23 protein-coding genes are annotated in these 22,953 nt (G+C 71.3%); 14 read left to right on the plus strand and 9 right to left on the minus strand.

Annotated features, from left to right (window positions below; translation table 11 throughout):
* Positions 1 to 90: 90 nt before the first annotated feature.
* From WFI16_RS04240 to WFI16_RS04270, 7 genes are all read left to right on the plus strand, one after another.
* Positions 91 to 996, plus strand: coding sequence for a polysaccharide deacetylase family protein (locus tag WFI16_RS04240; RefSeq protein ID WP_419896539.1), 906 nt, complete (start codon positions 91 to 93; stop codon positions 994 to 996).
* Between the two features lie 4 nt (positions 997 to 1,000).
* Complete coding sequence (locus WFI16_RS04245; protein ID WP_419896540.1) at positions 1,001 to 1,813, plus strand: hypothetical protein; 813 nt, start codon at positions 1,001 to 1,003, stop codon at positions 1,811 to 1,813.
* A 114-nt stretch (positions 1,814 to 1,927) separates the two neighbouring features.
* The gene (locus WFI16_RS04250) at positions 1,928 to 3,262 is read left to right on the plus strand and encodes an extracellular solute-binding protein (protein WP_419896541.1); all 1,335 of its coding nucleotides are present in this window, start codon (positions 1,928 to 1,930) and stop codon (positions 3,260 to 3,262) included.
* A 76-nt stretch (positions 3,263 to 3,338) separates the two neighbouring features.
* Positions 3,339 to 4,223 carry an ABC transporter permease subunit gene (locus tag WFI16_RS04255; RefSeq protein ID WP_419896542.1) on the plus strand — a complete coding sequence of 295 codons (885 nt, stop codon included), beginning with the start codon at positions 3,339 to 3,341 and terminating at the stop codon, positions 4,221 to 4,223.
* 12 nt (positions 4,224 to 4,235) lie between these two features.
* Positions 4,236 to 5,150: an ABC transporter permease subunit gene (locus WFI16_RS04260; RefSeq protein ID WP_419896543.1), complete on the plus strand. Its 915-nt coding sequence runs from the start codon at positions 4,236 to 4,238 to the stop codon at positions 5,148 to 5,150.
* The gene (locus tag WFI16_RS04265; RefSeq protein ID WP_419896544.1) at positions 5,147 to 6,271 is read left to right on the plus strand and encodes an ABC transporter ATP-binding protein; all 1,125 of its coding nucleotides are present in this window, start codon (positions 5,147 to 5,149) and stop codon (positions 6,269 to 6,271) included. Before WFI16_RS04260 ends, WFI16_RS04265 begins: the two co-directional genes overlap by 4 nt.
* A 29-nt stretch (positions 6,272 to 6,300) precedes the next feature.
* Complete coding sequence (locus WFI16_RS04270; RefSeq protein ID WP_419896545.1) at positions 6,301 to 7,293, plus strand: Bug family tripartite tricarboxylate transporter substrate binding protein; 993 nt, start codon at positions 6,301 to 6,303, stop codon at positions 7,291 to 7,293.
* An 84-nt stretch (positions 7,294 to 7,377) separates the two neighbouring features.
* On the opposite strand, the gene WFI16_RS04275 is transcribed toward WFI16_RS04270, so the two are convergent.
* The gene (locus tag WFI16_RS04275) at positions 7,378 to 8,736 is read right to left on the minus strand and encodes an ABC transporter substrate-binding protein (protein ID WP_419896546.1); all 1,359 of its coding nucleotides are present in this window, start codon (positions 8,734 to 8,736) and stop codon (positions 7,378 to 7,380) included.
* A 92-nt stretch (positions 8,737 to 8,828) separates the two neighbouring features.
* Here WFI16_RS04275 and WFI16_RS04280 point away from each other — a divergent pair, with 92 nt between their 5' ends.
* Genes WFI16_RS04280 through WFI16_RS04290 form a run of 3 tightly spaced genes read left to right on the plus strand, consistent with a single transcriptional unit; the run spans position 8,829 to position 11,515 of the window.
* Positions 8,829 to 9,836 (plus strand): NAD(P)H-quinone oxidoreductase, encoded by a 1,008-nt coding sequence (locus tag WFI16_RS04280; RefSeq protein ID WP_419896547.1) that lies wholly within the window; start codon positions 8,829 to 8,831, stop codon positions 9,834 to 9,836.
* Between the two features lie 36 nt (positions 9,837 to 9,872).
* Positions 9,873 to 10,736, plus strand: a complete 864-nt coding sequence (locus WFI16_RS04285; protein WP_419896548.1) for a DMT family transporter — start codon at positions 9,873 to 9,875, stop codon at positions 10,734 to 10,736.
* A 14-nt stretch (positions 10,737 to 10,750) separates the two neighbouring features.
* Entirely contained in the window at positions 10,751 to 11,515 is a 765-nt protein-coding gene (locus WFI16_RS04290) for an alpha/beta fold hydrolase (RefSeq protein ID WP_419896549.1), read from the plus strand.
* Positions 11,516 to 11,689: 174 nt separating this feature from the next.
* Here the strand turns inward: WFI16_RS04290 and WFI16_RS04295 are convergent, their stop codons facing one another.
* The 3 genes from WFI16_RS04295 to WFI16_RS04305 form a co-directional block, all read right to left on the minus strand.
* Positions 11,690 to 12,364: a DNA-3-methyladenine glycosylase family protein gene (locus WFI16_RS04295; RefSeq protein WP_419896550.1), complete on the minus strand. Its 675-nt coding sequence runs from the start codon at positions 12,362 to 12,364 to the stop codon at positions 11,690 to 11,692.
* Positions 12,365 to 12,407: 43 nt separating this feature from the next.
* Positions 12,408 to 13,316: a LysR substrate-binding domain-containing protein gene (locus tag WFI16_RS04300; protein ID WP_419896551.1), complete on the minus strand. Its 909-nt coding sequence runs from the start codon at positions 13,314 to 13,316 to the stop codon at positions 12,408 to 12,410.
* A gap of 110 nt (positions 13,317 to 13,426) precedes the next feature.
* Entirely contained in the window at positions 13,427 to 13,585 is a 159-nt protein-coding gene (locus WFI16_RS04305) for a hypothetical protein (RefSeq protein ID WP_419896552.1), read from the minus strand.
* An 81-nt stretch (positions 13,586 to 13,666) separates the two neighbouring features.
* Here WFI16_RS04305 and WFI16_RS04310 point away from each other — a divergent pair, with 81 nt between their 5' ends.
* Entirely contained in the window at positions 13,667 to 14,068 is a 402-nt protein-coding gene (locus WFI16_RS04310) for a GFA family protein (RefSeq protein WP_419896553.1), read from the plus strand.
* Here the strand turns inward: WFI16_RS04310 and WFI16_RS04315 are convergent, their stop codons facing one another.
* From WFI16_RS04315 to WFI16_RS04325, 3 genes are all read right to left on the minus strand, one after another.
* Entirely contained in the window at positions 14,069 to 14,395 is a 327-nt protein-coding gene (locus WFI16_RS04315; RefSeq protein ID WP_419896554.1) for a YnfA family protein, read from the minus strand.
* 10 nt (positions 14,396 to 14,405) lie between these two features.
* Positions 14,406 to 15,839, minus strand: coding sequence for an aldehyde dehydrogenase family protein (locus tag WFI16_RS04320; RefSeq protein ID WP_419896555.1), 1,434 nt, complete (start codon positions 15,837 to 15,839; stop codon positions 14,406 to 14,408).
* A gap of 120 nt (positions 15,840 to 15,959) precedes the next feature.
* Positions 15,960 to 17,378, minus strand: coding sequence for an L-lactate permease (locus WFI16_RS04325; protein ID WP_419896556.1), 1,419 nt, complete (start codon positions 17,376 to 17,378; stop codon positions 15,960 to 15,962).
* Between the two features lie 110 nt (positions 17,379 to 17,488).
* On the opposite strand from WFI16_RS04325, the gene WFI16_RS04330 reads away from it, so the two are divergent.
* From WFI16_RS04330 to WFI16_RS04340, 3 genes are read left to right on the plus strand one after another with little or no spacing between them, the layout of a single operon-like run.
* On the plus strand, positions 17,489 to 18,454 hold the full coding sequence (locus WFI16_RS04330; RefSeq protein ID WP_419896557.1) for an ABC transporter permease: 966 nt from the start codon (positions 17,489 to 17,491) through the stop codon (positions 18,452 to 18,454).
* The gene (locus WFI16_RS04335) at positions 18,454 to 19,344 is read left to right on the plus strand and encodes an ABC transporter permease (protein ID WP_419896558.1); all 891 of its coding nucleotides are present in this window, start codon (positions 18,454 to 18,456) and stop codon (positions 19,342 to 19,344) included. The genes WFI16_RS04330 and WFI16_RS04335 overlap by 1 nt, the downstream gene beginning before the upstream one ends.
* Before the next feature lie 48 nt (positions 19,345 to 19,392).
* Complete coding sequence (locus tag WFI16_RS04340; protein ID WP_419896559.1) at positions 19,393 to 20,565, plus strand: iron-containing alcohol dehydrogenase; 1,173 nt, start codon at positions 19,393 to 19,395, stop codon at positions 20,563 to 20,565.
* Between the two features lie 47 nt (positions 20,566 to 20,612).
* Here WFI16_RS04340 and WFI16_RS04345 read toward each other — a convergent pair whose 3' ends face one another.
* Both WFI16_RS04345 and secF read right to left on the minus strand, forming a co-directional pair.
* Complete coding sequence (locus tag WFI16_RS04345) at positions 20,613 to 21,749, minus strand: EAL domain-containing protein (RefSeq protein ID WP_419896560.1); 1,137 nt, start codon at positions 21,747 to 21,749, stop codon at positions 20,613 to 20,615.
* A gap of 227 nt (positions 21,750 to 21,976) precedes the next feature.
* The gene (gene secF, locus WFI16_RS04350) at positions 21,977 to 22,945 is read right to left on the minus strand and encodes a protein translocase subunit SecF (RefSeq protein WP_419896561.1); all 969 of its coding nucleotides are present in this window, start codon (positions 22,943 to 22,945) and stop codon (positions 21,977 to 21,979) included.
* Between the last annotated feature and the right edge of the window lie 8 nt (positions 22,946 to 22,953).

Genomic DNA, 22,953 nt, shown 5'->3' on the forward strand with positions numbered 1-22,953 from the left:
GCGGGCCGCCCGAGGAAAGGGCGGCTGCCCCGCTTGGCGCGCTGTCCGTCAGGGCGCAGAGTGCGCCCCCTTCGCCGACAGGAGACCCGCATGGCCGATCAACCCGCCGCCCAAAAGCCCTGGGAATGGGACGAGCCCACCTGGCGCAAGATCGTCGGCCGCGCCTATGGCGGGCGCAGCCTGCAGCCGCAGGCCTGGCCGAACGGCGCGCGCTGCGCGGTCGCGCTGTCCTTCGACGCCGACCATGAGACCATCCCGCTGCGGGATTCCGACGAGAGCCCGATGCGCATCAGCCAGGGCCAGTATGGCGCGCGCCAGGGCGTGCCGCGCATCCGCCGGCTGCTGGACCGGCACGGCGCCAAGGCGACCTTCTTCTACCCCGCCGTCTCGGCGCTGCTGCATCCGGAAGAGGTGCGGGCGGTGGCCGAGGAAGGCCATGAGATCGGCATCCATTCCTGGATCCACGAGGCCAACACGACGCTGCCGCCTGGCGTCGAGCGCGAGCTGACGCTGCGCGCCGCCGAGACATTGGAGAAAGTCTCCGGCCAGCGCCCGGTCGGCATCCGCACGGCGAGCTGGGATTTCTCGGTCGACACCATGTCGATCATCCGCGAGATGGGGCTGCTCTATGACAGCTCGCTGATGGCCGATGACGAGCCCTATGAGTTGACCGTCGATGGCCAGCCCACCGGCATCGTCGAGCTGCCGCCGGAATGGATCCGCGACGACGCGGTCTATTTCAACATGGTGCGCTTCTCGGCGCTGCGGCCCTACACGCCGCCCTCCGCCGTGGAGGAGATCTTCAAGGCCGAGTTCGACGGCGCCTATGCCGAGGGCGGCCTGTTCCTGCTGACCATGCACCCGCATGTCATCGGCCATCGCAGCCGCATTTCCCTGCTCGACCGCGTGGTCGAGTACATCAAGGGGCATGAGGGCGTCTGGTTCGCGACCCATAAGGAGATCGCGGCCTGGTGCAAGCAGCAGGGCGGGCTCTGATCCCGTGACCGACCCCGGATTCCGCTTCCAGCCCAACCCCCGGCATGGCGTGCCAGGGATCGTGGTGCTGCCGGAATCCGGGTTCCGCCGGGCCTCGGCGGCGATCGCCTCCTGGGCGGCGCCGGCCGATGCGGCGGCCTCGACCATCGATCCCTGGATCGCCGCCGCCCATGCGGTGACGCGGCTGCTGGCGGCGGAACTCGCCCGGCGTGGCGAGGTGCTGGCGGCGGCGCCGGCCGGGCTGCTGGCGGGGGCGCATGCCAGGGCGCTGGCCGGCGTCACCGTCGCGCTCGCCGGCAGCGAGGCCTTCCGAACAGCGGCGGCCGAGGCAGTGCGGCGCTGCGGGGCGACGAGCCGCACGGTGCCGGCCGGGGAGGACCATCCGCTGCTTCTGGCCGATACCGCCTGGACCGGCTTCACCGAGCCGCCGCGCGACGTCATGCAGGCGCAGCGCTGGCAGGTGGCGCAGTGCCTTGCCGACGACGTGCCTGACCTTCTGGTGGTGGCCGATGGGGCAGGGGGCCTGGCCGCCGCCGCCGCCGTGCAGATCCGCGCGCAGAGGCTGCCGACGCGGCTGGTGGTGGCGCAGCCCGCCGGGCGCGCCTGGCTGGCCGACGCGCTCGCCGCCGGCACGCTGCCCGACCTGCCGCCGGGTGAGGCCAGCCTGCTCGCCTGGCAGGAGCTGGAGCGCAGCGCCTTCGCGGCCGTCGTGGTGCCGCCGGCCAGCGATTCCCTGGCCCCTGCCGCCGCGCGCTGGCTCGAGACCGGCGCGCTGCCCGGGCTGCAGCCCGGCGGAAGGACGTGGGCCCTCGGCTGAACAGCGCGCTGTCTCCCGACTGTCATGCAACCGTAAAGCCGCTGTGATGCAGCGCCGCTAATCCCCGCCGCGATCCGGCCGGCCGAACCGGCCTGCCATCCTTTGGGGGTTCGCATGAAGTTCACGATCGCGGCGCTCGTCGCCGGCCTGGCGCTGTCCGTCGGCGCGCAGGACGCCGAGGCCCAGACCCGCACCCGCTTCACCTGGTGGTACGGGCTGAGCGGCCAGCTCGGCGAGGTGATGGAGAACTACTGCAAGAACTTCAACGCGGCGCAGAACGAGTACGAGATCGTCTGCACCAACCAGAACAGCTACGACCGCGCCCTGCAGAACACCATCGCCGCCTTCCGCGCCGGCGAGCACCCGACCATGGTGCAGGTCTATGACGTCGGCACCACCGACCTGATGCTGTCCGGCCAGTATCTGCCGGCCCGCCAGCTGATGAGCGAGAACGGCTACAGCGTCCAGTGGGACAACTACATCTCCTCGGTCGGCAACTACTACGCCACCAGCAAGGGCGAGATGCTGTCCTTCCCCTTCAACAGCTCGACCGCGGTGATGTACTGGAACGCCGGCGCCTATCGCGCCGTCGGCCAGGAGAAGCCGCCCGAGACCTGGGAAGAGGTCGAGAAGGCGGCCCGCGCGCTGAAGGCGCAAGGCCATGCCTGCCCGATTGCCATCGACTTCGACAGCTGGCAGCACTGGGAACAGTTCAACGCCATCCACAACCTGCCGATGGCGACGCAGCAGAACGGCTTCGGCGGGCTGAACGCCGAGGTGCAGATCGCGCCGCTGTTCCGCCGCCATGCCAACAACCTGATGGCCTGGCAGAAGGAAGGGCTGGTGCAGATCCGCACGCCGCAGGGCGGCCGCGGCCTGGCCGACAGCTTCGCCCAGGGCGAATGCGCGATGATGATGGCCTCCATCGCCAACCACGTGGCGATCGGCCGCACGGCCAAGCAGGGGCTGGAATGGAATGTCGGCATGCTGCCGCTCTATGCCGGCCATGCCCGCACCAACAGCATGGTCGGTGGCGCCAGCCTCTGGGTGCTGAAGGGCCGCCCGGCGTCCGAGTACAAGGGCGCCGCCGCCTTCCTGGCCTTCATCGCCAAGCCGGAGCAGGAGCAGTTCATGGTCTCCAACACCGGCTATATCCCGGTGACGCGGACCGGCTTCGAGAGCATCAAGGCCAGCGGCTTCTACGACCAGCCGCAGAATCGCGGCCGCGAGGTCGCGATGACCTCGCTGCTGGTGACCGAGCCCACCGAGAATTCGCGCGGCCTGCGCCTCGGCAACTTCACCCAGATCCGCGCCCTCTACGCCAATGAGATGGCCGCCGCCTTCTCCGGCCAGAAGAGCATGGACCAGGCGCTGAACGACCTGCAGGCCGAGAGCAACCGCCTGCTGCGCCGCTTCGAGCAGACCTATCGCGGCCGCCAGCTGCCCTGATCGGACATCGCTGCACCGCCCCGCGCGCCATTCCCGGCGCGCGGGGTTCTCGCTGCCCTGAACAGGGAAAAGAGCTTTGGAACGCCGCGCCACCTTCCGCACGCCGCTGCTGCCCTGGCTGCTGGTCCTGCCCCAGCTGCTGATTATTTTCGTGTTTTTCTACTGGCCGACGGGGGAAGCCTTCGTCTGGGCCTTCACGCTGGAGCAGCCCTGGGGCGGCGGCCGTGAATGGGTCGGCTGGCAGAATTTTTTCGAGGTCTTCAACAGCGCGCATTACTGGTCGTCGGTGAAGGTCAGCATCGTCTATGCGCTCGGCACCTCGATCCTGGCGATCGGCGCCGCGCTGCTGCTGGCGCTGTTCGTCGACCGCGAGGTGCGCGGCAGCCGGCATTGGCGGGTGGCGCTGATCTGGCCCTATGCCATCGCCGCCCCCGCCATCGGCATGATCTTCCGCTTCGTCTTCGACGCGCGCGCCGGCATCTTCAGCGTGCTCAACACGATCTCGCCCAATGCCTGGGATCCGTCGCTGAACGGGACGCACGCCATGCTGATGCTGATCCTGGCGGGCGCCTGGCAGCTGGTCGCCTATAATTTCGTCTTCTTCCTGGCCGGGCTTCAGTCCATTCCGCGCGCCTTGACGGAAGCGGCGGCGATGGACGGCGCGGGCCCGATGCGGCGGATGCGCGACATCCAGGTGCCGCTGCTGGCGCCGACCTTCTTCTTCCTGCTGGTCATCAACCTGACCGACAGCTTCACCAACAGCTTCGGCCTGGTCGACATCATGACCGCCGGCGGCCCGGCGCGGGCCACCGACCTGATGGTCTACAAGATCTATGCCGACGGCTTCAAAGGCCTCGATTACTCCGGCGCCGCGGCGCAGAGCATCGTGCTGATGGGGCTGATGGTCCTCCTCACCTTCATCCAGTTCCGCTTCGTCGAGCGGAAGATGCATTACCGCTGAGGACCCGCCGCCATGGTCGAACGCCGTCCGCTGCTGGACCTCTTCACCCATATCCTTCTGTTGCTCTCGGCTGTCGCCCTGCTGGTGCCGGTGTGGCTGGCCTTCGTCGCCGCGACGCATGACATCGCCGGCGTCAACCGCGTCCCCATCAACTGGCTGCCGGGCCCGTACTTCCTCGACAACCTGTCGGAGGCCTGGACCCGCGGCGGCTTCGCCTCGCGCTTCACCACCAGCCTGGTGGTGGCGCTTGGCGTGACCGCCGGCAAGATCATCCTCGCCATGCTGGCCGCCTTCGCCATCGTCTTCTTCCACTGGCGCCTGCGGCTGGTGGTCTTCTGGCTGATCTTCATCACCCTGATGCTGCCGCTCGAGGTCCGCATCGTCCCTACCTATGCGGTGGCGGCGAATGCGCTGCGCCCCTTCCAGGCGATCCTCGACGTCACCGGCCTGACCGCGCTGATCCAGATGATCAGCGGCATCCAGATCGACCTGCAATGGCGCCTGCTGAACAGCACCGCCGGGCTGATCCTGCCGCTGATCGCAACGGCGACCGGCACCTTCCTCTACCGCCAGTTCTTCCTGACCATCCCGGAGGAGCTGGTCGAGGCCGCCAAGATGGACGGCGCCGGGCCGCTGCGCTTCCTGCGCGACGTGCTGGTGCCGCTGTCGGGCACCACCATGGCGGCGCTGGCCACCATCCTCTTCGTCTATGCCTGGAACCAGTATCTCTGGCCGCTGCTGGTGACCACCGAGCCCGAGCGCGCCACCGTCATGGTGCAGCTCTCCCGCATGGTGCCGCGCGGCGACGGCGCCCCCGAATGGAACATCGTCATGGCCGGCGCCCTGCTGGCCATGCTGCCCCCCCTCGCCATCGTCATCCTGATGCAGCGCTGGTTCGTGCGCGGCCTGGTGCAGACGGAGAAATGAGCATGCACGCCATCGAGTTCAGCGCCGCCCGCAAGGTCTATGGCAGCAGCACCGCCATCCACGATGTCGACCTGGCGCTGCCGGAAGGCGCCTTCATCGTCATCCTCGGCCCCTCGGGCTGCGGCAAGTCGACGCTGCTGCGCATGATCGCCGGGCTGGAGACCATCTCCGGCGGCGAGCTGCGCATCCACGGCGCCCGCATGAACGAGCGCGAGCCGAAGGATCGTGGCTGCGCCATGGTCTTCCAGAACTACGCGCTCTATCCGCATATGACGGTGGCCGAGAACATCGCCTATCCGCTGAAGGTTGCGGGCCTCGGCAAGGCCGAGCGCCAGGCGCGGCTGGCCGAGGTGGCCAATGCGCTGGAGCTCTCCGCGCTGCTCGACCGCCGCCCGGGCCAACTCTCCGGCGGCCAGCGCCAGCGCGTCGCCATGGGCCGCGCCATGGTCCGCCGCCCTAAGGTCTTTCTGTACGACGAGCCGCTGTCGAACCTCGATGCCAAGTTGCGGGTGCAGATGCGGCTTGAGCTGCGCCGTCTGCACGAGCAGCTCGGCGCCACCTCTGTCCTGGTCACGCATGACCAGCAGGAGGCGATGACCTTGGCCGATCACCTCGTCGTGATGAATGCCGGCCGCGTCGAGCAGACCGGCACCCCGCGCGCCGTCTATGAGCGCCCGGCCTCGCTCTTCGTCGCCGGCTTCCTCGGCGCCCCCGCCATGAACCTGATCCCCGCCGAGCTGATGCCGGGCGGCGAGGTGGTGAAGCTCGCCGGCGGGCCGCTGCTCCGCCTCGCTGGCCGCATCGTCCATCGCAATGCGGCGGTGACGCTGGGCATCCGCCCGGAACATGTCACCGGCGGCCCGATCGAGGCGGAAGTGACCATGGTCGAGGATCTTGGCAGTTCGGCGCTGGTTCATGCCCGATTGCCGGGTGGCACCGGCATCGCCTGCCATGTGGCGGCCGAGGCGGCGCCGGGGCGCGGCAGCCGGATCGGCCTGGAGATGCCGGCCAACCGCCTGCATCTTTTCGACACGGTCAGCGGCGAGCGGCTGGAGCTGGAGAGCCTGCGCCCCGCTGAAACATCGCCGGGGCTGGACTTTGCCCCCAGCGCAGCACGATAAAGCGGCCAGGAACGTAACCTGGGAATGACATGATGCTCATGAATCGCCGCAAGCTGTTTGTCGCCGGTGCCGGCCTCGCTGCCCCGGCCCTGCTGCCCTCCGGCTTGCGCGCGCAGGGCTCCTGGCCGAGCCAGCCGATCCGGCTGGTCGTGCCCTTCTCGGCCGGCGGCCCGACCGACATCCCGGCCCGCCTGATCGCCGATGAGCTGTCGAAGATGCTGCCGCAGCGCGTGATCGTCGAGAACCGCACCGGCGCGGGCACGGTGGTCGGCGCCGATGCGGTGGCCAAGGCGCCGAAGGACGGCCACACCCTGCTCTACACCACGATCGCCCAGGCGGCGATCCGCGCCATCTATCCGAGCCTGCCCTTCGACCCGGTCACCGACTTCACCCCGGTGGCGCTGGCCGGCACCATCCCGATGCTGCTGATGGTCAACAAGAACGTGCCCGTCAACAGCCTTGCCGAGCTGATCGAGCTCTTCAAGAAGAACCCGGGCAAGTACGACTATGCCAGCACCGGCAATGGCGCCGCGCTGCACCTGGCCAGCGAGCTGTTCCTGCGCCAGGCCGGCGGTCTGAAGGTCAACCACGTGCCCTATCGCGGCTCGGCCGCCGCCATGCCCGACCTGCTGAACGGCACCGTCACCATGATGCTGGACGTGGCCAACAGCGCGCTGCCCTTCGTCCAGCGCGGCGAGGTCAAGGGCCTGGCGATCTCCTCGGCGCAGCGCATGCCGCAGCTGCCCAACCTGCCGACCTTCCAGGAGGCGGGCGTGCCCGGCTACGAGGCCTATACCTGGCACATGATCCTGGCGCCCGCCGGCACGCCGGAGCCGATCGTGACCAAGATGAACCAGGCGGTGAACCAGGTGCTGGCGATGCAGTCGGTGCAGACCAAGCTGGCCGACCTGACCATGACGACGCGCAGCGACAGCACGCCGGAATCGGCCAGGAAGTACCTGACCGACGAGATCGCCAAGTGGGAGCCGATCATCCGCGACGCCGGCATCAAGGCCGATTGATTTCAACGCTGCCGCCGTCTTGTGGAGATGGCGGGTGCGGCACTCGGCGAGGGGCGCGACCTTCGGGGTCGCGCCCTTCTGCGTTCAGAGCGAGGGCAGGGGGGTGGCCACCGCCGCCGTGTCCGGGAAGATGGTGACCAGCCGGCCGCCCTGCCACTGCGCCAGCACCGGCTGCGGCGCCAGGTTCTGGCCGTTCTCGTCGAAATCGGCCGGCCAGCCCAGCGGCGCGGCCTGCGCGTCGAGCTCGAGGCCGATCACCGCGGCGCGGATCTTCTCGCGCTCCAGCGAGCCGGCGCGGTGCAGCGCCTCGAGGAACAGCCGGGCGCCGGCGGCATTGGCCAGGCTGTGGCCGGAGCGCGGATCATGCCCGTATTTGGCGCGATAGGCCTCGGCCAGGGCGCGCGCCTCGGCCCCCATGCGGCCGGCGACGGCATAGGGCGGGAAGTCGACCGTCATGACCCCCTCGAAGGCGGGGCCCAGCGCCTGCGCGGTGTCGGCCAGGCTGTAGCCGCCGCCGGCGCCGAGCACCATGCGCGGCCGCCAGCCGGCCTCGCGCATCGCCCGGAACAGCAGCATCACCTCCGAGGCGTGGCCGGCATGCAGCAGGATCTGCGCATCCGCCGTGCGCAGCCGCTGGACCAGCGCCGGGATGTCCTGCCCGCCGGGCGCATAGCCGAAGCGCCCCAGGAAGCCCGCCTGGCCCTGCAGCCCGGCCTCCTGCGGTCCGGCGACGCTCTGCCCATAGGCGGCGTCCTCGTGCAGGATGGCGATGCGCAGCCCCGCCAGCGGCGTCTGCCACAGCGCCGGCAGCAGCCAGCGGGTGGCGCGCAGGCTGAGCGCCGCGAAGTCGCTGCCGCGCGGGCAGGAGCGGAACAGGTAGCGGAAGCCGCGCGTGGTGATCGAATCGCCGATGGCGCCGAGCTCGAAATAGGGCAGGCCGGTCAGCTCAGCGGCCTGGCTGGCCGCCAGCGACAGCGGCGAGGCGCAGGTGCCGAAGACCGCCGCCACCCGCTCGGCCGGGCGCTCGGCCTGCACCAGCCGCCGCACCGCCTCGCCGGCCTGGGCCGGGTCGGTCGCCTCGGCCTTGACCAGGCGCAGCGGCCGGCCCTGCACGCCGCCGGCCTCGTTGCGCGCCTCGACCGCCAGCTCCAGCCCGCGGAAGCTCTCGTCGCCGAGCAGCGCCAGGGGGCCGGCAAAGGGATAGACCGCGCCGAGGCGCAGCTCGGCCGCGCCGGCGCTGCGCGGCGACTGCGCCAGCGCCGGCCGCGCCAGCCCGGTCATGGCCAGCCCGGTCATGGCCAGCCCCGCCGTTGCCAGACCGGTCGCCGTCAGGGCCGCGCCCTGCAGCAGGCGGCGGCGCTCCAGCGGCGCCGGCGTGGCACCGGAACCCTCGCCGGCCTGCCTCGCCGGCCATCCCGTCGCGCGACCGGGCGGATGCATCATCGTGACATGCTCGTGCTTGGCTTGACGGGAGGCGGCCGGGCGCCGACCCTCGCGACCCTGCCACACCCATGGCCGCAAGGAAACGACCCAGCATGACGACCCTGCCGCAGGAGATGACCTTTATCGCCCATGGTGAGGGTGGCGGGCCCGAGGTGCTGGTGCCGGCGCGCGGCCCGGTGCCGTCGCCCCAGCCGGACGAGGTGCTGATCCGCGTGCTCGCCACCGGCGTCAACCGCCCCGATGTGCAGCAGCGCAAGGGCGCCTATCCGCCGCCGCCCGGCGCCAGCCCCGTCATCGGCCTGGAGACGGCGGGCGAGGTCGCCGCGGTCGGCGCGGCGGTGACGCGCTACAAGGTCGGCGACAAGGTCTGCGCGCTGACCAATGGCGGCGCCTATGCCGAGTATTGCACCGCTCCCGAGGCGCAGACGCTGCCCTGGCCGGCCGGCTTCGACGCGCTGCAGGCGGCCGCCCTGCCGGAGACCTTCTTCACCGTCTGGGCCAATGTCTTCGGCCATGGCCGCCTGGCCGCGGGCGAGACGCTGCTGGTGCATGGCGGCACCTCCGGCATCGGCGTCACCGCCATCCAGCTGGCCAAGGCCTTCGGCGCGACGGTCTATGCCACCGCCGGCAGCGCGGAGAAGTGCCAGGCCATGCTGGATCTCGGCGCCGATGCCGCGATCAACTACAAGACCCAGGATTTCGCCGCCGAGGTGAAGACGCTGACCGGCGGCCGCGGCGTCGACGTGCTGCTCGACATGGTCGGCGCCGATTATTTCCAGCGCAACCTGCGCTGCATGGCGAAGGACGGGCGGCTGGTGCTGATCGCCTTCCTGCAAGGCCACGAGGCGGAGAAGGTCGACCTGCGGCCGATCATGCTGAAGCGGCTGACGGTGACCGGCAGCACCATGCGGCCGCGCACCACCGCCGAGAAGGGCGCCATCGCCGCCGAGCTGGAGGCCAAGGCCTGGCCGCTGCTGGCCGAAGGGCGCTGCAAGCCGGTGATCCATTCGGTCTTCCCGCTCGACCAGGCCGCTGCCGCGCATGCGCTGATGGAAAGCAGCACGCATATCGGCAAGATCCTGCTCGATCTGTCGAAATAACCACCCGCAACACCTGGCCGAGTCTGCCCACCCCTGATGCTGAAACTGGCCGACCTGCGCCTGCTGCTGATCGCCGTGACCCTGTTCGGCGGTGCCTGGCCCGTGACCAAGGCGGCGCTGGCCGATGCCACGCCGCTGTGGTTCGCCGTCTCCCGCACCCTGCTGGGGGCGCTGGTGTCCGGGATCGGGCTGGCGGCCATGCGCCAGCTCAGCTTCCCGTCGCGGCAGGACTGGCCAGCCGTGCTCGGCGTCGGGCTGCTGCAGCTGGGCTGCTTCTTCGCCCTGACCCACCTGGCGGTGGCGCTCGTCCCCGCCGGGCGCACCGCGGTGCTGGCCAATGTCACCATCTACTGGCTGGTGCCGATGTCGGTGCTGTTCATGGGCGAGAAGATCTCGCCCCGGCGCTGGGCTGCGGCGGGGCTGGGTCTCGCCGGCGTCGCGGCGCTGTCGGGCCCCTGGGCGGTGGACTGGCGCGATCCCGACATCCTGCTCGGCCACGCCATGCTGCTGCTGGCGGCGCTGCTCTGGTCCTGCGCCATCATCGTCACCCGCCGCTTCCCGCCGCGCACGACGATGCTGGCCAACCTGCCCTGGTGCTTCCTGCTCGGCGGGCTGGTGCTGGTGCCGATGGCCATCGCCATGGAACCCACCGGCGGCATCGGCCCGGGCGCCTACTGGCATGCCGCGCTGATCGGCTGCATCGTGGCGCCGATCGGCACCTGGGCCGTCATCGAGGCCGGGCGCCGGCTGCCCGGCGCCGTCTCCTCGGTCGGCTTCCTGCTGGCGCCGGCGATCGGCGTCTTCGTCTCCACCCTCTGGCTGGGCGAGCCGGTAGGCTGGGACGTCATCATCGGCGGTGCGCTGATCGGCGCCAGCGTCGTCGTCGCCACCCGCGGCTAGGAGGGCCTTCCCGCATGCAGCTCCGCGCCGTCGAGATGGGCGAAGGCCGCCCCCTGGTCCTGCTGCACGGCCTGTTCGGCCAGGCGCAGAATTTTTCGGCCGTGCAGAAGACCCTGGCCGCGAACGGCCGCCGGGTGATCGCGCTCGACCTGCGCAACCACGGCCAGTCGCCGCATGACGCCGTCATGGACTATCCGGCCATGGCCGCCGACGTGGCCGAGACGCTCGACGCCCTGCTCGGCGACCAGCCCGTCGACCTGCTCGGCCATTCGATGGGCGGCAAGGTGGCCATGACGCTCGCGCTGTCGCGGTCCGCCCGCGTCGCCCGTCTGGTGGTCGCCGACATCGCCCCCGTCGACTACCCACCCGCCTTCCGCCCCTATGCCGCCGCCATGCAGGCCATCCCCCTGCATGACGGCCTGACCCGCCGCGAAGCCGATGCTGCCCTGGCCGAGGCCGTCCCCAACCCCGGCGTTCGCGGTTTCCTGCTGCAGGGCCTGCGCTTCGACCCGCCTGGCTGGCGCATCGGCCTGGACGCGATCGCCGCTGGCCTGCCGGCGATAGAGGCCGCGCCGCCCTTCGCCGCCGGTGCCCGCTTCGACGGCCCGGTGCTGGCGCTGGGCGGGGAGAAATCGGACTACATCCGGGACGAGACGCGCCCGGTGTTTCGTGAATACTTCCCGGCGGTCCGCTTCGGGACGGTCAAGGGCGCCGGGCACTGGCTGCACGCCGAGCAGCCGGAAGGCTTCGTGGCGGCGGTGGAGATGTTTCTCAAGTAAGAAAGGCTAAGGCCAGGGGAAGGAATTCCCCTGGACCCCTTCTTTTTTCTGTCAGATTGCCATGTCCACGTGGTGACGGGACGTGGCCCGGCCCAGCCTCCAAACGGCCAACAGAACAGAAAAAAGAAGGGCGCAAACGTGTACGTTTGCGGGGGGAATTCATTCCCCCAACCTTCAGATCGCCGCAGGCGCCTTGAACCTGTTCTCCTTGGCCAGGTCGGCGGCCCGCCACAGGTACCAGGCCGCCGCCGAGCGGAAGGGGGCCCAGGCCTCCCCGATCGCCGCCAGCGCCTTGGGCTTCGGCTGGGCCTCGAGGCCCGCCGCCACGCGGTAGCCTTCGCGGACGCCGAAATCGTCGACCGGCAGAACATCGCCGCGGCCGAGGGTGAAGATCAGCAGCATCTCCACCGTCCAGCGGCCGACGCCGCGGATGGCGACCAGGCGCTGGATCAGCTCCTCGTCCGGCAGGCGGGTGGCGGCGCGGCGGGTGGGGACCAGGCCGCCCACCGATTTCAGCGCGATGTCACGGATGGCGGCGCATTTGGCGCCGGAGAAGCCGCAGCCGCGCAGGGCTTCCTCGGGCAGCGCCAGGATGCCCTCGGCATGCGGGAAGTCCTGGCCGGGGAAGAGGGCGATCAGGCGGGTCAGCATGGCCTCGGCGGCGCGGCCGTGGACCTGCTGGTGGGCGATGGCGCGGACCAGGGCCTCGTAGGGCTCGCGGGTCAGCGGCTTCAGCGTCATGGCGCCGACCTGGCGCACCACGGGGCCGAGCACCGGATCGGCGGCGAGATGGGCGCGGGCGGCGCGCGGGCTCAGGCCGTTGGCGGCGGGGCGGGAGGGGGCAAGCATGGGCCGGCATGCTGCGGCGCGGGCGGCAGCGCGGCAAGGGGCGTCAGGCCGGGTCCCCGGCGAACTCAGCGGCGGCCTGGCGCAGCTGGCGGATGAAGTCGCGCGCGGCGGGGGCGGCCTCGTTGCGGCGATAGGCGGCGGCGATGTCGGCCAGGATCGGCGCACCGGAGAGCGGCCGGTAGCACAGGCCCGGCAGCTGCACGCAGGCGCGCAGCGAGGCCGGCACCACGGCGACGCCGAGGCCGAGCCCCACCAGGCTGGCCACCGCCACCAGGTCGCGCCCGCGATGCGCCAGACGAGGCGTGAAGCCGCCGCGGGCGCCGAGCTGCTCGGTGAAATGGTGGAAGCCGGCGCGCTCGGGGTCGGGGGCGATGAAATCTTCTTCCGCCAGCGCATCGGCGGCGATGGCGGGGAGCGCCGCCAGGGCGTGGCTGTCGGGCAGCGCGATCAGCAGCGTCTCGCGCAGCAGGCGCAGCGCGGTGACGCCGGGCGGCGCGATGAAGGGCGGGCGGATGAAGGCGACATCCATCTCTCCGGCGGCGACGGCCTCGACCTGGGGGACGGTCTCCATTTCCTGCAGGCGCAGCAGCACCTCGGGATGCGCCCGGCGCCAGTCGCGGATGCAGGCGGCCAGCACGCCGGAGAAGGCGGCGGAGGCCGCGAAGCCGATGGTGACGATGCCGCGCTCGCCGCGCCCGGCCTGACGGCCGACGCGCTCGGCGCGCTCGAGCTGGCGCAGCGCCGGGACGGCCTCGGCCAGGAACAGGGTGCCGGCATCGGTCAGCGCCACCTCGCGCTTGCTGCGGCGGAACAGGCGGGCGCCGAGATGACGCTCCAGCGCCTGGATCTGCTCGGTCAGCGAGGGGGCCGAGACGCCGAGCCGTTCCGCCGCGCGGGCGAAATGCAGGGTCTCGGCGACGGCGAGGAAGGCGCGGAGATGGCGCAGCTCCAAGGGGCAGGCTCCGGAGGGAAGTTGGGCAGCGCCGAAGCATCCTGCCGGCCGGCGCCGGGCGGCAGACTAGCACGGCACGTGCCAGCTGCCGCGCGGCGGGAGGGCGCCGGTCAGATGCCGCCCTTGCGCTCCGGCAGGGCGCCGGTGCCGCCCTGGGCCGGCTTCTGCTCCTTCGGGTCGACCGGGCGCCCGGCGGGCGGCGTGCCCATCTCGCGGAACGGTGCTTCGGTGCCGGTCGTGTCGGATTGCGGATTCTTGTCTTCGGCCATGGCGGCAATGCTCCAAGCTGTGCGCTGGAGCAACGGGCGGCGCGGCACAGGGTTCCGCGCGCCAGGCAGGAGGGCAGGGAGATGCAGTACCAGGGCGGCTGCCATTGCGGGGCGATCCGCTATGTCGCGACCGGCGAGCCCTACAACGCCACGGCCTGCCACTGCCTGGATTGCCGCCGCTCCAGTGGCGCGCCCTTCATGGCCTGGTTCAGCATGGCGACACGGGACTTCGCGGTGACGCAGGGGGAGATGGCGCTCTATGCCTCCAGCCCCGGGGTGCAGCGCGGCTTCTGCGGCGCCTGCGGCACCAGCCTGACCTATCTGAACCCGGCGCTGGGCGAGGTCGATGTCAGCACCGCGACGCTGGACGACCCCTCCGCGCCGGCGCCGCGCGACCATATCTGGGTGCAGAGCCGCATCCCCTGGGTCGAGCTCGGCACCACCCTGCCGGCGCATGCCCGCAACCGCGACGGTTCCGGCTGATCAGCCGCGCGGCGCCAGCAGGATGATCCCGGCGCCGACCAGGCAGAGCGCGGCGCCGGCCAGGTCGAAGCGGTCAGGCCGCATGCCCTCGACCAGCCAGAGCCAGGCCAGCGAGGCGGCGATATAGATCCCGCCATAGGCGGCATAGGCGCGGCCGGCCGCCGCGCTGTCGACCAGGGTCAGAAGATATGCAAAGGCGATCAGCGAGAGAAAACCGGGCAGCAGCCACCAGGGGCTGCGGCCCAGTTTCAGCACCGCCCAGAAGGCGAAGCAGCCGGTGATTTCCGCCAGGGCGGCCGCGCCGTAGAGGATCGCGAGCCGCCCCATGGCGTTTCCCTCAGCCGTGCTTGATGGCGATGGTCTTCAGCGAGGCGAAGCCGGCCAGGGCGGCAAAACCCTTCTCGCGGCCATGGCCGGAGCGCTTCACGCCACCGAAGGGCAGTTCCACGCCGCCGCCGGCGCCGTAGTTGTTGACGAAGACCTGGCCGACCTTGATCGCCTTGGACAGCCGCATCGCCCGGCCGATATCGGCGGTCCAGACGCCGGCCACCAGGCCGAACTGGGTGCCGTTGGCGATGGCCAGCGCCTCGGCCTCGTCGGTGAAGCGGATCGCCGTCAGGACCGGGCCGAAGACCTCTTCCTGGGCCAGGCGGTGGGTCGGCGCCACATCGGCCAGCAGGGTCGGCTTGACGTAGAAGCCGCCCTCCGGGGCGTTGGAGGCAATGCGGCCCTGGCCGGCGAAGCGCAGCCCGTCGCCCTTGGCGAAGTCGAGGAAGGCATTGACCCGCTTCTGCTGGTCGGCGTTGACCACCGGGCCCAGGTCCATGTCGCGCTCGGCGGGGCCGGCTTCCAGCCGGTCGAAGCGGCCGGCCAGCTCGCCGACGAAGCGGTCGAAGACCGAGGCCTGCACCAGCACCCGGCTGCCGGCCGAGCAGGTCTGGCCGGCATTCTGGATGATGCCCGCCATTACGGTGGTGGCCGCCGTGTCCAGGTCGGCATCCTGGAACACCAGCTGCGGGCTCTTGCCGCCGAGCTCCAGGGTGACCGGGATGGTGTTCTTCGCCGCCGCCGTCTGCACCAGCGTCCCGACCTCCGGGCTGCCGGTGAAGGAGAGATGGCTGATCGCCTTGTGCGAGGTCAGCGCGGCGCCGGCCTCCTCGCCCAGGCCCGTCACCACGTTCAGCGCGCCTTCCGGGAAGCCCGCCTCGGCGGCCAGCTCCGCCAGCATCAGCGAGGAGAGCGAGGCGTCCTCGGCCGGCTTCAGGATGCAGGCATTGCCCATCGCCAGCGCCGCGCCGACCGAGCGGCCGACGATCTGCATCGGATAGTTCCAGGGCACGATATGGCCGGTGATGCCATGCGGCTCCCAGACCGTCATGACCGTCATCCCCTCGGCATAGGGGATGGTGTCGCCATGCATCTTGTCGGCGCTGCCGCCGTAGAACTCGAAATAGCGGGCGCAGGCGACGGCGTCCTGGCGGGCCTGGCGGATCGGCTTGCCGACGTCGCGGCTCTCGGCCTGGGCCAGCGCCTCGGCGTCGCGCAGGATCAGCACGGCCAGCTTGTTCAGCAGGCGGCCGCGTTCGGTGGCCGACATCCGGCCCCAGGCGCCGTCCAGCGCGCCCTGGGCGGCGGCCACGGCGGCGTCGATCTCGGCCTGGCCGCCACGGGCGATGCGGGCGAAGACGCCGCCGTCGGAGGGGTTGATCACCGGCAGGTGCTGCTCGGCCGCGACGCTGCGGCCGCCGATCCAATGCCCGTAGGTCTGCATGGCGGAAATCTCCTGGCTCGTTCGGCGCGTGGTCTAGGCCAGAACGCGCAGCCGGGAAATCCGTCCGGCGCCCGGATCGGCGTGATATCCTGTCAAGAATGACGCCATCGGCGACCGGATCTACCGCGGCAGGGCCAGCTCGATCGCCAGCGTCGCCCAGCCGATCAGCAGCACGGCGAGGATCGAGGGCAGCAGCAGCCGCCAGACGGCGCCCGGCCGGGCGCTGCCGCCGGCCAGGCTGCAGACCATGGCGGTGACCGCGAAGCTCATCCCCGCCGCCGCCGCGCCGGCGAAATTGTGCAGCCCGGCGGCGAGCGCCAGCGGCAGCCCCGCCGCCTGGCCAAGCGCCGCCTGCACCGGCATCAGCGCCGCGTTGGAGCCGACATTGCTGCCGGTCACCGCCCCCGAGACCAGGCCGAGCACCGGCATGGCATAGGCCGCCGCCGGTCCCATGGCGGCGGCGGCGGCCTCTGCCAGGCTGGCGGCGATGCCGGCGCCGGCCAGCCAGCGCCCAAGCAGCACGTAGAGCAGCATCGCCAGCGCCGGCCGCCGCGCCCGCCCCATGGCGCCCGCGAAGGCGCTGACGGCCCCCGGCCGCAGCAGGAGCAGCAACAGGGAGAAGACCCAGAGGACGACGGCGACATGGGTGATCGGGAAGGCCGGCAACTCGGCGAAGGGCCGCACCGCCGGCGCCCCCTGCCAGGAGCGCGCCAGCAGCAGCGCCGCCGTCAGCCCGGCCCAGGGGGCGAGCGAGGCCAGCGCCCGCCGCCAGGCGGCCGGCCCGCGCGGCGGGTCCAGCCGCCAGAGGACATACAGAAGGGGAACCCCGGTGCCGATGATGCCGGCCACCTCGAAGGGCAGGAAGAGATTCACCGCCAGCAGCAGGGCGGCCATCAGCGCCATCATGCCGAGCTGCGCCAGCCTCTCTGGCATCGGCACCGCGATCCCGGCCGCCCGGCACAGCCGCCACAGGACGGGCGCCAGGCAGAGCAGCCAGGCGGCCTGCGGCCAGGCGGTGGCCAATGCCACCTGCTGCGCCGGCAGCCCGATCAGCGCCGCGCCCAGCGCCGTGCCCGGCCCCAGCCCGCCCCAGGGCACCATGACCAGGGCCAGCAGTGCCATCGCCGCCGCCGGCGCGCCGCCCAGCCCCATCCGCCGCAGCTGGGCGAGCGCGAATACCGCGCCCACCGCGAAGCCGGTGACGCTCTCGACGAAGGCGCCGCCCAGCAGGGTGGCGGCGAAGATGCGGCGCGGCGTGGCCTCCGCCGGCGCCTGGCCGGCCGGGGCCAGCCGGGTGACGGCGGCGTGGAAGATCAGCCCGCCGGCCAGCACGCCGATCGGCTGCAGCGCCAGGAAGGTGGCGCGCAGGCTCTCCATCCCGAGGAAGCCCGCCAGCTCGTGGCCCGCCGGCAGGGTCAGGGCGATGGCGGGCAGGCTGGCGGCCAGGGCGGCCAGGCAGGCCGGCACCGGCCCGGCGCGGCCGGAGAGCAGGAGCGCGAGCAGCAGCAGCAGCGGCGCGGATTGCAGCAGCAGGAGCATGGTGGCTGCATCCTTCCTGAGCAATGCGGTCGGCGCCAGGGGGGAAGGGCGGGGCAGGGCCCGCCAATCCCCCTGGCCTCGCTGCCGGAATGGCCGCAGCATCGCGGGCCATGAGCCTGTTCCTCCTGAAGCGCCTGGGCGCCGCGCTGCTGGCCATGTGGGTGATGAGCCTGCTGGTCTTCATCGGCGTCTTCGCCATCGGCAATCCGATCGACGTGCTGATCAACCCGGCGGCCGACCAGCGCATCATCGCCGAGACCATCGCCCGCTACGGCTTCGACCAGCCGCTCTGGGCGCAGTATCTGCGCTTCCTGAACGGGCTGCTGCACGGCGATCTCGGCCGCAGCTTCGTCTTCAACGAGCCGGCCCTCGCCCTGATCGCCGGCAAGCTGCCGGCGACCCTGGAGCTGGCGCTGAGCGCCATGCTGATCGCGGTCGTGTTCGGCCTGCCGCTCGGCCTCTATGCCGGGCTGCGGCCGCGCGACCTGCCGGCGCAGGGCATCATGGCGGGCTCGATCCTCGGCTTCTCGCTGCCGACCTTCTGGGTCGGGCTGATGCTGATCCTGGTGTTCAGCGTCGAGCTCGGCTGGCTGCCCTCGGGCGGCCGCGGCGAGACGGTGCGGGTGCTCGGCATCGAATGGAGTTTTCTCACCGTCGACGGGCTGTATCACCTGATCCTGCCGGCGACGAACCTGGCGCTGTTCAAGCTGTCGCTGATCATCCGCCTGACGCGCGCCGGCATCCGCGAGACCATGCTGCAGGACTACGTCAAGTTCGCCCGCGCCAAGGGCGTGCGGCCGGCCCGCATCGTCGTGGTCCACGCGCTGCGCAACATCCTGATCCCGATCGTCACCGTCATCGGCCTGGAATTCGGCAGCGTCGTCGCCTTCGCCGTGGTGACCGAGACGATCTTCTCCTGGCCCGGCATGGGGCGGCTGATCATCGAGAGCATCCAGACGCTCGACCGGCCGGTCATGGTGGCCTACCTGATGCTGGTGGTGGCGATGTTCATCCTGATCAACCTGGCCGTGGACGTGCTGAACAGGCTGCTCGACCCGCGGCTGAGGCAGCGCTGATGTCGGGCCTCGCCAGGCCGGTCTCGCCGGCGCGGATGTTCTGGCGCGAGTTTGCCGAATCGCGGCTGGCGCTGCTCGGCCTGGCGCTGGTGGCGGTCATCGTGCTGGCCGCCGTCACCGCGCCCTGGATCGCGCCGCAGGACCCCTATGACCAGGCCGGGCTGTCGCTGCTCGACGCCCGCCTGCCACCGGGCAGCGAGGGCTCGGGCGGCTATGTCCACTGGCTCGGCACCGACGCGGCCGGGCGCGACGTGCTCTCGGCCATCCTCTACGGGCTGCGCACCTCGATCTTCGTCGCCGTCGCCGCCGGGGCGGTGGCGCTCTGCCTCGGCACCCTGGCCGGCCTCTTCGCCGCCTGGCGCGGCGGCTTCGCCGAGCAGCTGGTGATGCGCCTGGTCGACCTGCAGCTGTCGCTGCCGGCCATCCTGCTGGCGCTCGTCCTGGTCGCCGCGCTGGGGCAGGGGACGCAGCAGGTGGTGATCGCCCTGGTCGCCGCGCAATACGCCTATTTTGCCCGCACCGCGCATGGCGCGGCCAGCGCCGAGCGCCACCGCGACTACATGGACGCCGCCCGCGTCCTGGCGCTGCCGCCGGCGCGGCAGATGCTGCGCCACCTGCTGCCCAATGTGCTGCCGCCGCTGATCGTCGTCGCCACCGTCCAGGTGGCCAATGCCATCGCCATCGAGGCCACCCTGTCCTTCCTCGGCGTCGGCATGCCGGTGACCGAGCCCTCGCTCGGCACGCTGATCGCCAACGGCTTCCAGTTCATGCTCTCCGGCCGCTACTGGATCAGCGTCTATCCCGGCCTGGCCTTGCTGGCGCTGATCATCGGCATCAATCTGGTCGGCGACCAACTGCGCGACGTGCTCAACCCGCGGCTCCGCAAGTGATGTGAGAAGGCCGCCGGCGTCGTGCCTGATGAAGGGAGACGACGCCGCATGGCCGCATCGAACACCGTTTCACTGGTAGCCCCCCGCAAGATCCTGGTGGGCGGGGGCGCGCTGCAGCAGCTGCCGGCGCTGCTGCGCGAGCTCGGCCTGGCGCGGCCGCTGGTGGTGACCGACCCCTGGATCGTCTCCTCCGGCATGATCGACCGGGTCTTGGCGCCGCTGGCCGAGGCCGGCATCGGCGCCCGCGTCTTCTCCGAGACCGTCGCCGACCCGACCGACACCGTGGTCGAGGCGGGCCTGGCCATGCTGAAGCGCGGCGGCTTCGACTGCCTGGTGGGCTTCGGCGGCGGCAGCCCGATGGACACGGCGAAGGCCATCGGCATCCTCGCCGCCGCCGGGCCCGGCCAGCATCTGCGCGACTTCAAGGTGCCGGCCAGCGCCGACCGCGCCGCCCTGCCGCTGGTCTGCATCCCGACCACGGGGGGCACCGGCAGCGAGGCCACCCGCTTCACCGTCATCACCGACACGGCGCATGACGAGAAGATGCTGATCGCCGGCCTCGGCGCCCTGCCGACCGCGGCGCTGGTCGATTACGAGCTGACCTTCAGCGTGCCGCCGCGCATCACCGCCGATACCGGCATCGACAGCCTGACCCATGCGCTGGAGGCCTTCGTCTCCCGCCGCGCCAATCCGCTGGCCGATCTCTACGCCACCGCCGCCATGCGCCTGATCAGCGGCAACCTGCGCAAGGCCTATGCCGCGCCCCGCGACGCCGTGGCCCGGGCCGGGATGATGGAGGGCGCGATGCTGGCGGGGCTCGCCTTCTCCAACAGCTCGGTGGCGCTGGTGCATGGCATGTCGCGGCCGCTGGGCGCGCATTTCCACGTGCCCCACGGCCTGTCCAACGCCATGCTGCTGCCCGCCGTCACCCGCTTCAGCCTGCAGGCCGCCCAGTCCCGCTATGCCGAGGCGGCGCGCATCATGGGCCTCTCCACCGGCGACGACGCGACCGCCGCCGCCGCCCTGCTGGCCGAGCTGGAAGCGCTGAACCGGGAACTGGGCGTGCCGAGCCCGCGGCAGTTCGGCATCGACGAGGCCGATTTCCGCCGGCTTCTGCCCAGGATGGCCGAGCAGGCGCTCGCCTCGGGCAGCCCGGGCAACAATCCGCGGCAGCCGGAGGCGTCGGAGATCATCGGGCTGTATGAGGAAGCCTTCGGGTAAAAGAAGAAAGGCCAGGGGAAGGAATTCCCCTGGACCCCATCTTTTTTCTATCCATTCAGGTGGCGGTGCGTCCAATGCCGGGTACTGGCCCAGGTCGGCAGCGCCGCCGCCGTCAGCGGCCGGCTGATCGCATAGCCCTGCGCATTGTCCACGCCGGCCGCGGCGACGGCGCGCCACAGCCGGCTGTCGCTGACGCCCTCGGCGGTCACGGTCATGCCCTGGGCATGGGCGCGGCGCACCAGCATGGCCACCTCGGCCCGCGCCCGGTGGCTCTCCGGCATCGCCGCCACCAGCGAGCGGTCCAGCTTGATCCCGGCAAACGGCAGGTCCAGCAGCGCCACCCGCTCGTCCCGCAGCCCCATGTCGTCGACCAGCACCGGCAGTCCCAGCGCCCGGCAGCGATGCAGCGCCCGGCGCAGCGCGCTGCGGTCGCGCACCGGCGTCGTCTCGGTCAGCTCCACCATCAGCGCATCGGCCGGGAAACGCGCCGCATCGCGCAGCGCGCAGAGCCGCTCCGGCATCCGCCGGTCCAGCAGCAGGTCGAGCGGCAGGTTCAGGCTGAGCGCCGCACCCAGGCGGCGGATGATCGGGCCGAGCTCGGCGAAGGCCGCCCGTGCCACGGCGACCGACAGCGCCCGCGCCTGGCCGCTGCGCTCGGCCAGCGGCACGAAGCTGTCCGGCCCCAGCGGCACGTCGCCCTTCGGCTGCCAGCGCGCCAGCCCCTCGACCAGCACCGGCCGCTCATCGGCGACGCGCAGCACCGGCTGGTAGCGCACGCTGATCTCGCCCCGGGCCAGGCCGCGCGCCAGCACCATCGGATCGGTGACCGGCGCCGGGCCGGGGGCGGGGATGGCGCGCAGCGCCGCGGCCAGATCCGAGGCCCGCGCCGGCACGCCCGGTCCGCAGGCATCCTCCTGCACCACGATCAGCCCGGTGGCGACGAAGGGGTCCTGGGCGGTGGCCATCAGCGCCGGCCAGGCCTTGCCGGCCGCCGAGGGCTGGCAGACCAGGTGCCGCGCTGGATCCTCGGCGGTAAACAGGTGGCGCAGCGCCTCGCGCCCGGAGGCAAGCTGCCGCGGCGGACCGCCGGCCATGCCGTGCAGCGCCTGCAGCACCGCCGGGTCGCGCGCAAGCAGCAGCGTATGCTCTGCTCGGCCGAGGACCGGGGTGGCTTGCGGAGGCATGCGGATTCCTTCCGGCATTCACGCCGTCGCAATCTACTTAGACCGGAGCCGACAAAATGCCAAGATTTGTCTTAATATTAGGACATTCTCTCGGAAGCTGGGTATTCTGCAACCACAGATGGTCCTGAAAACGTTTCCGGCCGGCCCTTGCAGGGGCCGGCCGGAATGCTTTCTCGCCGGAATCGGCGAATGTCAGCCGATCGGGACCAATCCTCTTGGCCTTGTGATCAGCCGGCGCCTTTGCCGGCGGTGATCGGCTTGGCGACCGGCGCCTCGACGCCCCGGCGCAGCTTGTTCTCGCCCAGGTGCAGCAGGATCGGCGCGGCGATGAAGATCGAGGACGAGGTCGAGGCGACGATGCCGAAGACCATGGTCCAGGCGAAGCCGGCCAGGGCGTCGCCGCCGAACAGCGCCAGCGGCAGGGCCGAGAGCAGCAGCGTCATCGAGGTGCCCAGCGTCCGGTTCATGGTCTCGTTGATCGACCGGTCGATCAGCGCCTCCAGTGGCATCGCCTTGTACTTGCGCAGGTTCTCCCGCACCCGGTCATAGACCACGACCTTGTCGTTGACCGAGAAGCCGATGATGGTCAGCACCGCGGCCACCGTCGTCAGGTTGAACTCGATCCGGGTCACCGCCAGGAAGCCCACCACCTTGGTGGTCTCCAGCAGCAGGGTGACGATGGCGCCGATGGCGAACTGCCATTCGAAGCGGAACCAGATATAGGCCATCATCGCCAGCATCGAGACGCCCAGCGCGATCAGGCTGCCGGTGAAGAGCTCTGCGCTGACCCGGTTGCCCACCGCCTCGGTGCGCAGCAGCCTGGTGCCCGGCGTGATCTGCTCCAGCGTGGCGCGGATGCGGTTGACGGCGTTCTGCGTCGCCGCCTCGTCGCCCTGCACCGGCAGGCGCAGCAGCACGGTGGAGGCGTCGCCGAACTCCTGCACGCCGACATCGCCGAGGTCGAGGCCGGAGACGCCGCTGCGGATGGCGGCCAGGTTGGCGGCGGCCGGCGTGCGGACCTCCATGATGATGCCGCCGCGGAAGTCGATGCCCTTCTCCATCCCCGGATAGAAGGCCAGCACCAGCGACAGCACCGACAGGATGATGGAGAAGGCGATGCCGAAGCGGCGCCCCCGCATGAAGGGGATCTTGCTGTCATCCGGGAACAGGCGGAACAGCGGACGGGACAGGAACATGGGTCGTA

Source organism: Roseomonas sp. USHLN139 (assembly GCF_037145735.1).
Classification (GTDB): domain Bacteria; phylum Pseudomonadota; class Alphaproteobacteria; order Acetobacterales; family Acetobacteraceae; genus Pseudoroseomonas.

Bases quoted from the DNA above. Each gene is read 5' to 3' on its own strand.
- WFI16_RS04335 (WP_419896558.1), top strand. From the start codon at position 18,454: ATGTCGGGCCTCGCCAGGCCGGTCTCGCCGGCGCGGATGTTCTGGCGC.
- WFI16_RS04270 (WP_419896545.1), top strand. From the start codon at position 6,301: ATGATGCTCATGAATCGCCGCAAGCTGTTTGTCGCCGGTGCCGGCCTC.
- WFI16_RS04320 (WP_419896555.1), bottom strand. From the start codon at position 15,839: ATGCAGACCTACGGGCATTGGATCGGCGGCCGCAGCGTCGCGGCCGAG.
- WFI16_RS04260 (WP_419896543.1), top strand. From the start codon at position 4,236: ATGGTCGAACGCCGTCCGCTGCTGGACCTCTTCACCCATATCCTTCTG.
- WFI16_RS04265 (WP_419896544.1), top strand. From the start codon at position 5,147: ATGAGCATGCACGCCATCGAGTTCAGCGCCGCCCGCAAGGTCTATGGC.
- WFI16_RS04275 (WP_419896546.1), bottom strand. From the start codon at position 8,736: ATGATGCATCCGCCCGGTCGCGCGACGGGATGGCCGGCGAGGCAGGCC.
- WFI16_RS04345 (WP_419896560.1), bottom strand. From the start codon at position 21,749: ATGCCTCCGCAAGCCACCCCGGTCCTCGGCCGAGCAGAGCATACGCTG.
- WFI16_RS04295 (WP_419896550.1), bottom strand. From the start codon at position 12,364: ATGCTTGCCCCCTCCCGCCCCGCCGCCAACGGCCTGAGCCCGCGCGCC.
- WFI16_RS04310 (WP_419896553.1), top strand. From the start codon at position 13,667: ATGCAGTACCAGGGCGGCTGCCATTGCGGGGCGATCCGCTATGTCGCG.
- WFI16_RS04340 (WP_419896559.1), top strand. From the start codon at position 19,393: ATGGCCGCATCGAACACCGTTTCACTGGTAGCCCCCCGCAAGATCCTG.
- WFI16_RS04315 (WP_419896554.1), bottom strand. From the start codon at position 14,395: ATGGGGCGGCTCGCGATCCTCTACGGCGCGGCCGCCCTGGCGGAAATC.
- WFI16_RS04285 (WP_419896548.1), top strand. From the start codon at position 9,873: ATGCTGAAACTGGCCGACCTGCGCCTGCTGCTGATCGCCGTGACCCTG.
- WFI16_RS04325 (WP_419896556.1), bottom strand. From the start codon at position 17,378: ATGCTCCTGCTGCTGCAATCCGCGCCGCTGCTGCTGCTGCTCGCGCTC.
- WFI16_RS04305 (WP_419896552.1), bottom strand. From the start codon at position 13,585: ATGGCCGAAGACAAGAATCCGCAATCCGACACGACCGGCACCGAAGCA.
- secF (WP_419896561.1), bottom strand. From the start codon at position 22,945: ATGTTCCTGTCCCGTCCGCTGTTCCGCCTGTTCCCGGATGACAGCAAG.
- WFI16_RS04240 (WP_419896539.1), top strand. From the start codon at position 91: ATGGCCGATCAACCCGCCGCCCAAAAGCCCTGGGAATGGGACGAGCCC.
- WFI16_RS04330 (WP_419896557.1), top strand. From the start codon at position 17,489: ATGAGCCTGTTCCTCCTGAAGCGCCTGGGCGCCGCGCTGCTGGCCATG.
- WFI16_RS04250 (WP_419896541.1), top strand. From the start codon at position 1,928: ATGAAGTTCACGATCGCGGCGCTCGTCGCCGGCCTGGCGCTGTCCGTC.
- WFI16_RS04290 (WP_419896549.1), top strand. From the start codon at position 10,751: ATGCAGCTCCGCGCCGTCGAGATGGGCGAAGGCCGCCCCCTGGTCCTG.
- WFI16_RS04280 (WP_419896547.1), top strand. From the start codon at position 8,829: ATGACGACCCTGCCGCAGGAGATGACCTTTATCGCCCATGGTGAGGGT.